We start from the raw sequence: 9,692 nt of genomic DNA on the forward strand, positions 1-9,692 counted from the left end.
CAAAATAGAAATTAAATAAAATGGAATATAGATTTTTAGGAGGTTCAGGACTTAAAGTTCCTGTTCTCAGTTTCGGAACTGCGACTTTCGGTGGCGAAGGTGATTTCTTCAAAGCGTGGGGAAATACGCAAGTGGATGAAGCTAAAAAACTCATCCATATTTGTATGGATGCCGGTGTCAATTTCTTCGATACGGCTGACATTTATTCTGATGGAAAATCTGAGGAAGTTCTTGGAAAAGCGATTGAAGATATTTCCCGCGATAAACTAATTTTATCCACGAAATCAACTTTCACGTTTGGTGAAGGTCCAAATAACCAAGGTTCTTCCCGACTCCATATTCTGACCCAAATCGAAGGTAGCCTGAAACGTCTTGGTACAGATTACATCGATGTTTATCATATGCACGGCTTCGATGGAAATACGCCTATTGAAGAGACTTTAAAAGTATTAGATGAATTGGTAACAAGTGGAAAAGTCCGCTACATAGCGTGTTCCAATTTCTCTGGCTGGCATCTGATGAAGTCACTTGGGATTTCGGAAAAATACGGTTGGAGCAAATATATTGCGCATCAAGTTTATTATTCTTTGGCAAACCGCGATTACGAATGGGAATTGATGCCATTAGGTTTAGACCAAAATGTAGGCTCAATCATCTGGTCACCATTGGCTTCTGGAAGATTGAGCGGCAAACACGGTCGAAACAAGCCAATTCCACAAGACGGGAGAATTGCACAAGGCGGAAGTCCTGTTCCGGAAGCCGTTGTGCAGGAAGAGATTTTTTATAACACGATTGATGCTTTGGAAGAAGTTGCCGGCGAAGTTGGAAAGACTGTTGCTCAGGTTGCATTGAATTGGTTATTACAGCGTCCGACCGTTTCCAGCATCATTATTGGTGCAAGAAATGAAGAACAATTGAAGCAAAATCTGGAAGCTGTCGGCTGGAATTTGACGCGGGAACAAGTTGAAAAACTGGACAAGGCGAGCGAAGTTCCACCCATTTATCCGTATTGGCATCAATGGAATAATAAAAGTCTGAATCCAACGCCGGATTTTTACAGCCATTTGAAATAAATTTTAAAACTATGAAAGACTTCAAAACCACTTATTTCTTTTTAAGATTGCCGATTGCTATTTCTCTTTTGGGTCACGGTTTGGTACGACTTCCAAAACTTGCTACATTCAGCAATTGGATGGTAACTTCAATGGAAAAATCTATGATTCCAGACTTTCTGATTGTTCCTTTTAGTTACATTTTGCCGATTGCAGAATTTCTCATTGGATTATCATTAGTAATCGGTTTCAAGACCAAATACACGATTTTTTCAGGATTGATTTTGATGAGCATTTTGATTCTTGGAAGTTCATCCATCGAAAACTGGAGTGCGATAGAATCTCAGCTTTTGCATTCTGTTTATCTGTTCGGATTGTATTGGTTTTGGAATAAAAATCAATCAGAAACAACGCATTAATTCTAAAAATAAAACTATGAAATATTTAAAATATTTAATACTGATGTTATCCGTCAGTTTCATTTCAGCTCAGGAAAATAGGCCGGTTTTGGATATCATGTTGACGAATTATGAATATCCGTACAAAGTCAATTTCCTGAATTTCAAAAGCCAAAATCAAGATTTGAAAATGGCTTATATGGACATCAAACCAAATAAAGCAAACGGCAAAACTGTGGTTCTCCTTCACGGAAAAAACTTCAACGGTGCTTATTGGAAAACGACAATTGATGCTTTGACAAAAGAAGGATTTCGAGTCATTGTTCCTGACCAAATTGGTTTCGGAAAATCATCAAAACCTACTGATTATCAATTTACCTTTCAGCAATTGGCTCAGAATACGAAAGCCGTTTTGGATGATTTGAAAATTGATAAAATTTATCTTTTGGGACATTCGATGGGCGGAATGGTTGCGACAAGATTTTCATTGATGTATCCAGAAACCGTTGAAAAATTAATCCTAGAAAATCCAATAGGACTGGAAGACTGGAAACTGGTTGCACCTTACACTTCTATCGATAAAAATTACGAAACCGAAATGAAAGCCGATTATGAATCGACAAAAAAATACCAAAACGGATTCTATTATGACAACCAATGGAAACCGGAATATGACGAGTGGGTCTATCTTTTAACAGGATGGACAAAAGCGCCGGATTATCAAAAAGTCGCATTGGTCAACGCTAAAACTTCTGATATGATCTTCACGCAACCCGTGGTTTATGAATTTCAAAATTTGAATGTTCCAACGTTGTTAATCATCGGAACAAGAGATAGAACGGCGATTGGAAAAGGCAATGTAAAAGACCCAAAAATAGCTGAAACGATGGGACGATATGACCTATTGGGAAAAGCCACTCAACAAAAAATAAAAGGTTCAAAATTGGTAGAAATCGACAACGTGGGACATCTTCCGCACATCGAGGTTTTTGACCAATTCATCAAACCTGTGAAAGAATTTTTAAAATAATAAATCATCAAAATGAAAAAAGTTAATATTAAAAATACAGACTTAGAAATCGCTCCGATCAACTTTGGAGGAAACGTTTTTGGATGGACTTTGGACGAGAAAGAATCGTTCAACATCTTGAATAAATTTGAAGAAGGTGGATTTAATTTCATCGATACAGCCGACACTTATTCTTGGTGGGTGAACGGAAAAGGCGGACAATCCGAGGAAATCATCGGAAAATGGATGAAGGAGAAAAAGAACAGACAAGACATCGTTCTCGCCACAAAAGTGGGTTCCGAAACCAAAGAACACGGCTTCGACATCAGCAAAAAACACATTCTGAAATCTGTGGACGAATCTCTGAAACGTCTTGGAACAGACCACATCGATTTGTACTACACACATTTTGATGACAAAGTGACATCAGTTGAAGAAACGCTTTCTGCTTACGACGAAATCATCAAAGCCGGAAAAGTGAGATATATCGCGGCGTCCAACATTTCGCCAGAAAGATTGATTGAATCTTTTGAAGTTGCTGAGAAAAATAATTTGCCAAAATATGTGGCACTTCAACCTCATTACAATTTGGTTGAAAGAGAAAAATTCGAAACGGAATACGCATCATTAGTTGAAAAATATGGATTGAGCGCTTTCCCATATTGGTCTTTGGCTGCAGGATTCTTAACCGGAAAATACAGAACCGAAGAAGATTTTGAAAAAACAACCCGAGGCGCCGGCATCAAAAAATATTTTGATGATAAAGGAAAAGCAGTTTTGAGTGCACTTGACAAAGTTTCAGAAAAACATCAATCTCAACCTGCAACTGTTGCGTTGGCTTGGTTGTTGGCAAATCCACTAATTACAGCGCCAATCGTAAGTGCGACGAGCGAAAGACAATTGCAAACCATTTTCGACGCACCAAAATTGAGTTTAGATTCTGAAGATTTGGAAATCCTTAACCAAGCTTCGAAATAAGCGATGTCAGAGGTACAATCACAACTGAGCAAAGGTCAGGTTCTGGGAATGGCCGTCGTTGCGGGAATCAGTGTTTCTAATATTTATTTTGCCCAACCAATTCTGCATCAGATCGCTGAAAGCTTTCGCGTTCCTGAAAGTAAAATGGGAATAATGGTCGGACTCGGACAAGTCGGATATGGCGCTGGACTTTTGACCTTGGTTCCCTTGGGCGACAAAGTTGATAGGAAAAAATTAATACTGACTTTATTAGGAACTTTATTCTTTGTTTTGATTGCTATCGGACTGGTTTCCAATTACTATTTTATTTTTTTATTCAGTTTATTATTGGGATTAACGGCGGTTGCGGCTCAGGTTATTTTACCAATGGCGGCGGAATTGTCGGGGAATGAAAAAGGAAAAAATGTAGGGATTATATTCACAGGAATTCTCGTCGGAATATTGATGGCGCGGGTTTTCAGCGGTTATATTTCGGAATGGAGCAGTTGGAAAATGGTGTATTATCTTTCGGCTGGATTCACGATTTTCTCTTTGGCTTTTGTCTATTTCAAATTACCGAATGTAAAACCGACGTTCAAAGAATCTTATTTTAAATTGATTTCATCGTCATTTTATCAGCTGAAAAGATTTCCGCAATTAAGATTTATGGCTTTGCTTGGCGGAATTGCATTTGCGGTGTTTTGTTCTTTTTGGACAACTTTGACATTTTTGTTGGTTGAAAAACCTTACAATTACAGTTCAGACACGATTGGACTTTTCGGAATGTTGGGAATTGCTGGTGCTTTGGTGGCACCGTTGATTGGAAAAGCTTCTGACAAAGGCGATTCCAGATACACGCAATTGATTGCAAGTGTTATTCTGTTGGCTGGTTCGGTGGTCATTTTTCTGTTTCCGAGTTATTTGATTTCAATCATTCTTGCGGTGATTTTCATTGATGTTGGCGTTCAATCCATCCAAGTGACGAATGTTGCGTTGATTTATCGATTAGACGAAAAAGCGAACAGCAGAATCAACACGATTTATATGACTTCCTATTTTGTTGGTGGCGCTTTGGGAACTTTCATCGGTCTCAAGTGTTGGGAACTTGGCGGTTGGCATTATGTTGGAATTCAGCTCGTGGTATCCAGTTTAGTTGTACTTTTAATGAATCTAATGAACGTCATTAAGCAGAAGAAAATTAATCAAACAAAATCTTAAATATGAAACTCTCACTCACATTATTAACTGTATTCCTCGGAATGCAACTCACATTAGCCCAAACATTGAAAACAATTGCCTACAAAGACGGAACTCAAAAACTGAACGGATTAGTCACTTCCAATGCAGGAAAAAAACTTCCCGGCGTTTTGATTCTCCCAGCTTGGAAAGGCATAGATGAAGAAGCGAAAAATGCAGCGCTTCAATTGGAAAAGCAAGGTTATGTGGTTTTCATCGCTGATATTTATGGCGAAGGAAATATTCCAACCGACAATGATGCCGCTGCAAAAATCGCTGGAACTTACAAACAAGATTACAAAGCTTACCAACAGAGAATTTCTGTCGCTTTGGAAGAACTGAAAAAACAAGGTGCGAATCCGGATAAAATTGCCGTCATCGGTTATTGTTTCGGTGGAACGGGCGCATTGGAAACGGCGAGAGCGCAAATGCCGGTTGCTGGTGTCATCTCGATTCACGGCGGTTTGGCCAAAAGCAATGACAGACTAAATGTTCCCATCAAAACTAAAGTTCTCGTAGAAAACCCAGCCGACGACGAAAGCGTAAAACCGGAAGATATGACGAATCTGATCGCGGAATTAAAAGCCGGAAAAACAGATTTTCAAATCATCACCTACGCTAATTCCAAACATACTTTCACCAGCCCAGAATCTCCAGATTACAACGAAGTAATGGCGAAACGCGCCTGGAATCACACGTTGACTTTCCTTAAGGAAATTTTGAAATAGATAAAAAAGAAGTTAGACTTAGATATTAGAAGTTAGAAAGACAGCCATTACAGCTAGTCATGGTCGGAAGATTTTTTCTTCCGATTTTTTTTGTTTTTTTTAGAAAATGGCGAAGCTTACATTTTCATCAAATTGGTTGCATCAATTGAAAATGCGAAAAGACGTTTCCGACCAAAGGAAGGAAGTGTCTTTTTCGCTGCCCAACTTTTCAATCGGGAAAATTCTAAATGTTACTTTTTTGAAATTTTTCGTTCCAACAAAGTTTCCAGAATTTCGTAATCACTTTCGTAGGTTTCTCCCTCAAAATGATAGCTGTCGATACTTTCATCAAAATGATAGTTTTCAAAATCTTCATCTTCCAAATAAACATCTGTGACAATCCCGTCAGAAAATGTTGCCCTGCCATATACCATATTGCCCAGCTCTTCATAATCCTGTATGAAATTCACTTTATAATGTTCTGCTATTTTTTGAATAACTTCAAGATTGGGCGACCATTTTGTTTCGTATTGAAAATTACCTTCATCGCCTTCATTCCAATAAATATTGAAGAAATAACCTCCGTTGGTATCGGCGATAAAGTCGGGCAATTGCCCTTGTTTTTCCATTTCCTCTTTGCTTTTCATCGTTTGAAAAAGCTGTTGTATCTCTTTGATTGCTTCGTGTTTTCCCTCGAAAACAACGGTATTATTGCACCAATTTGCCATAACTTTTGTTTTTAATAGGCTACCACCGATTAAGGCGGTAGCCTGTGGTTATTTAATTAAGGTTTAGAATTTCTGCACCACCCAATACAATGCTCTGCAATTTGGCTTCATCGTTCTTGTAACTTCTTACATTCTGATAGTAACCTGTAACAGCATTGTACGCTCCGAACAATGTACCTTTGGTCGTTTCCATTTGCTGTGTGTCGCTTATCATTGCATAAGCAAACGCATCTTCAACGGTATTTTTAAACAAAGTTGAAATTTCATCTTCTGCCCCTTTTTTAAGTAAATCAAAGGTTTCCTTGTTCGGGCAAAGTGCCAATTGGATTAGCTTTTTTAGCTCTCTGTCTGTTACTTTTATTTTTGCCCAATCGTTGAAAATTCTCTCTAATTGATTGCTCAATGTGTTCGCCAATCCCATAATCTTGTGGGCATTCTCAATACGCCCTTTTGCTCCCGATGTGTGCTTGATGCGGACTACATTGGTCATATTGCGCAATGAAGCGTTCAGCGTGTTTTGGCAAACGATACGGATAGGCGTAAATGCGGCTGTAATGCTTCCGCTACCATCGTGCGAAGTGGTCAAGAAAATATATTTTTCCGTTACATCATCGCCATTACCTACACGGATATAATCGGGCAATTTGGCTGTGATAAAAATGCGTTCTCCGTTGCCCAATGCTCCTGCGGTTTCGTACAGAATACCTTCGCCACCGCCTACAATGGCATCAAAGAAATTAAAGGCTTCACGGTTTTGTACAATGTGATAATCCTTGCCGACTACTCCCAATACTGCATTGTTATCGGTGCGAATGTTAGCGAAATAGTTAGGAACTTCCAATTCACTACTGCCTATTTCGATGCCGTTTGCAGTTTCCATAATTCCCGAACCTTTGGTAAATAGTGGGGATTTTACGACTTCATAGTCTAATCCTGCATATTTGATAGCTTCTTCGCTTGTTGGGAATTGTTCTACGATTTGCCCCAAACCGTGCCACGCTTTTTGTTGTACGCTAAAAAATGAATAACGTCCTGTTCTCTCGTTGAAATTAATGTTGTGTGCCATTTTGATAAAATTTTGATGTTAAAAAATAATTGAATAATCGTTGTTAAAATGGTAGGTCGTCCGTTGTTCCCTGTGCAGTAGCTTGTACAGTTTCGTTTCTTTTGCCACCTCCGTGAAGTTTGATTTGTGAGGTATGAAAGTTTAGCCCAGAATGTGCTTCTCCGTCTTTGCCTATCCACGCTCTTGTACTTACTCTGCCTGTGAGTTCTACCAACTTGCCTTTTGTGAGTAGTGTGGCTACCTTTGCAGAAATCCAATAGGCACAATCAAAATAGGTTGTTTGCTCTATGCGGTCGCCTTGCTTGTTTTTGTAGCTTTCGTTGGTTGCTACAGAAAAGTTTACTACCTGTTTTTCATTCGACAATGTGCGTACTTCCGCATCTTTTGTCAGTCTTCCGATGATGTTCATAATCGTTTTGTTTTAAAAATTTCACATATTGTTACGTTCACTTTTCTCGTTTCCTGCTTCCGTTGGTGGTCTGCTTCCGTTGGTGGTCTGCTTCGCTTCTCAAATAATTTTTCCAAAAGAAAAACCGGAAAAAAGAAAGCAGATAATCGAAGCGGGCTAAGCGAAAAACCAAAAGGAAACGGAATAAGTCCCGAAGGGTGGCAAGGCAACGCAAACAACTCGGCGAAGCCATCATTTTGCCTTGCCATTATGCCGTAGTCTTTTGGTTGGACAGGTGCGATGGCAGCCCGCTACACCTTAGCTGCCTTTTTACCGGTTGATTATGGAAAATCATTTCCTAATAATTTGTTTTTTGGAATAAATAACCAGGCTATGAAAGCCTGTGGCAGAGATTTGAAAAATGAAAGAGAAAAGGGATGAGAAAGGGAATTGCATTTTTCAATTTTCTGTTCCAAAAGAAGCCATAAAGCTCTTTTACAGCGCTGGGATTTGTAGAGGAAAGTAAATGTGCTTTGGCTTTTAAAATGATAGCCACAAAAAAAGCAGAACGGTTAAGCTCTGCTCAATTAAGAAGTAATAAAAGTTAATCACATTGTCACACAAAAAGCTTCTTCCATAGCTTGAAATTTTGGAGCAACTAAATCCATATCCTTACTAATTTTTTGGCTTGTGATTTTGGCATAAATCTGTGTGGTAGCAATATTTTTATGCCCCATCATTTTACTAAGGCTTTCAAGCGGTACGCCTTCGGTCAAAAACATTGTTCCAAAAGTATGTCTTGCTGTATGAAAAGTTACTTTTTGTTCTGTAATGATTTCCGCTTGCTCCATCAGTTTTTTAATGTGCGTGTTACAGGTAGCATTTGTCGGAACAGGAAAAATAAACTCATTACGGTTAGTACCTTTATATTTCTCAATTATACGTTTAGGAATTTCCATTAGGCGAACATTAGAAGCGACGTCTGATTTCTTTCTTCGGCTAATAATCCATTGATGTCCATCAAAAAAAGATTGAATATTTCTTGTTGTCAATTTTTTAATATCCACGTAAGAAAGTCCGGTAAAGCAACTGAAAATAAACAAGTCTTTTACAAGCTCATACCGTTGATGCGAGGGTTTGCACTTCATCAGTTTTTCCACGTCCTCTTTAAGAATATAACCCCTGTCGGTTTCTTCCATACTGATTTCGTAATCCTCGAACGGATTGTCACGTATCAAGCCTTTCTTCATAGCCAGTTCTATTAGGCTTAAAACAGGCATTGTGTAAACCCAAACCGTGTTATGGGTACACTGTTTATCATATCGAAGATAAAAATCAAATTCCCTAATAAAGTCAGCCGTTAGTTCACGGAAAGCCATATCCTCTCTATGAAAGCGGTGGCTGATGAAATCGGAAAGATGATTATAAACTGTAAAATATTTATTGTAGGTACTTTGTGAACGTTCCTCTTTATCAACCAATTTTTTAAATTCTTCATTTTGGTCGTTGAAGACTTTTAACAACGCATCATCCATTACACCGACACCTAAAAATGAAAGTTTTACTTTCTGTACGGTAGCAAACCCTTCGTGCTTCAGCATATTTTCATAAATCTTGTCGATACGTCCTCGTATATTATCCAATTTTTGATTAATACTCAAAGCTATAGCACTTTTACCCTCAACTCTTCCGTATTTTAAATTCCATTTTTTTGGATTGATTTCTAACTTTGTACCCAAAGTTTTAGCTGTTCCATCAATGGTAATACGTGCCATAACAGGGGCATTACCGTTTTTTTTCAGTTCATTCTTTTTCAGGTAGAAAAGTAGTTTGAACGTGGACTTTTTTGTCTGTTCCATAACTCAAATGTTTAATGTTTAATGTTTAAAATTAAATTACATTGAGTTACAAGGGAATATAAAAAGAAGCGCAAAACACTGAAATATATACAGTTAAGCTATTTAGTTACCTTTGTTAATCGGTAACGAATTAGTAACCTAACTTTGTTTTTTCAAGCCCAAAACCTATCAGACACCGAGTTCCAAACTAAGACTACTGTTTTATAAAACATTGTATAGCAACGGTTTTAATCGTTTTGCCTATTTTTGCTTTTTAATAATCTTTTTTTCTAAAAAAAACAGTGTTAATCAG

The 9,692-nt window shown here is 38.2% G+C and carries 10 protein-coding genes; 6 read left to right on the plus strand and 4 right to left on the minus strand.

From position 1 onward, the window contains the following. Positions 1–20: 20 nt before the first annotated feature. From AXA65_RS12330 to AXA65_RS12355, 6 genes are read left to right on the plus strand one after another with little or no spacing between them, the layout of a single operon-like run. Positions 21–1,073 (plus strand): aldo/keto reductase, encoded by a 1,053-nt coding sequence (locus tag AXA65_RS12330; protein ID WP_063970400.1) that lies wholly within the window; start codon positions 21–23, stop codon positions 1,071–1,073. Between the two features lie 11 nt (positions 1,074–1,084). Then, on the plus strand, positions 1,085–1,471 hold the full coding sequence (locus AXA65_RS12335; RefSeq protein WP_063970401.1) for a DoxX family membrane protein: 387 nt from the start codon (positions 1,085–1,087) through the stop codon (positions 1,469–1,471). Between the two features lie 16 nt (positions 1,472–1,487). Next, positions 1,488–2,480 carry an alpha/beta fold hydrolase gene (locus AXA65_RS12340; RefSeq protein ID WP_063970402.1) on the plus strand — a complete coding sequence of 331 codons (993 nt, stop codon included), beginning with the start codon at positions 1,488–1,490 and terminating at the stop codon, positions 2,478–2,480. A 12-nt stretch (positions 2,481–2,492) separates the two neighbouring features. Continuing rightward, positions 2,493–3,437 carry an aldo/keto reductase gene (locus AXA65_RS12345; RefSeq protein ID WP_063970403.1) on the plus strand — a complete coding sequence of 315 codons (945 nt, stop codon included), beginning with the start codon at positions 2,493–2,495 and terminating at the stop codon, positions 3,435–3,437. A gap of 3 nt (positions 3,438–3,440) precedes the next feature. Beyond that, entirely contained in the window at positions 3,441–4,634 is a 1,194-nt protein-coding gene (locus AXA65_RS12350; RefSeq protein ID WP_063970404.1) for an MFS transporter, read from the plus strand. A 2-nt stretch (positions 4,635–4,636) separates the two neighbouring features. Then, positions 4,637–5,380 (plus strand): dienelactone hydrolase family protein, encoded by a 744-nt coding sequence (locus AXA65_RS12355; protein ID WP_063970405.1) that lies wholly within the window; start codon positions 4,637–4,639, stop codon positions 5,378–5,380. 230 nt (positions 5,381–5,610) lie between these two features. Here AXA65_RS12355 and AXA65_RS12365 read toward each other — a convergent pair whose 3' ends face one another. From AXA65_RS12365 to AXA65_RS12385, 4 genes are all read right to left on the minus strand, one after another. Beyond that, positions 5,611–6,087, minus strand: coding sequence for a hypothetical protein (locus AXA65_RS12365; RefSeq protein WP_063970407.1), 477 nt, complete (start codon positions 6,085–6,087; stop codon positions 5,611–5,613). A 52-nt stretch (positions 6,088–6,139) separates the two neighbouring features. After that, positions 6,140–7,153, minus strand: a complete 1,014-nt coding sequence (locus AXA65_RS12370) for a DUF932 domain-containing protein (protein WP_063970408.1) — start codon at positions 7,151–7,153, stop codon at positions 6,140–6,142. A 43-nt stretch (positions 7,154–7,196) separates the two neighbouring features. Then, positions 7,197–7,562, minus strand: a complete 366-nt coding sequence (locus tag AXA65_RS12375) for a single-stranded DNA-binding protein (protein ID WP_063970409.1) — start codon at positions 7,560–7,562, stop codon at positions 7,197–7,199. Between the two features lie 587 nt (positions 7,563–8,149). After that, complete coding sequence (locus AXA65_RS12385) at positions 8,150–9,400, minus strand: site-specific integrase (protein ID WP_063970411.1); 1,251 nt, start codon at positions 9,398–9,400, stop codon at positions 8,150–8,152. Positions 9,401–9,692: the final 292 nt, after the last annotated feature.

The sequence above is a fragment of the Chryseobacterium sp. FP211-J200 genome (assembly GCF_001643375.1).
GTDB classification, from domain to species: domain Bacteria; phylum Bacteroidota; class Bacteroidia; order Flavobacteriales; family Weeksellaceae; genus Epilithonimonas; species Epilithonimonas ginsengisoli.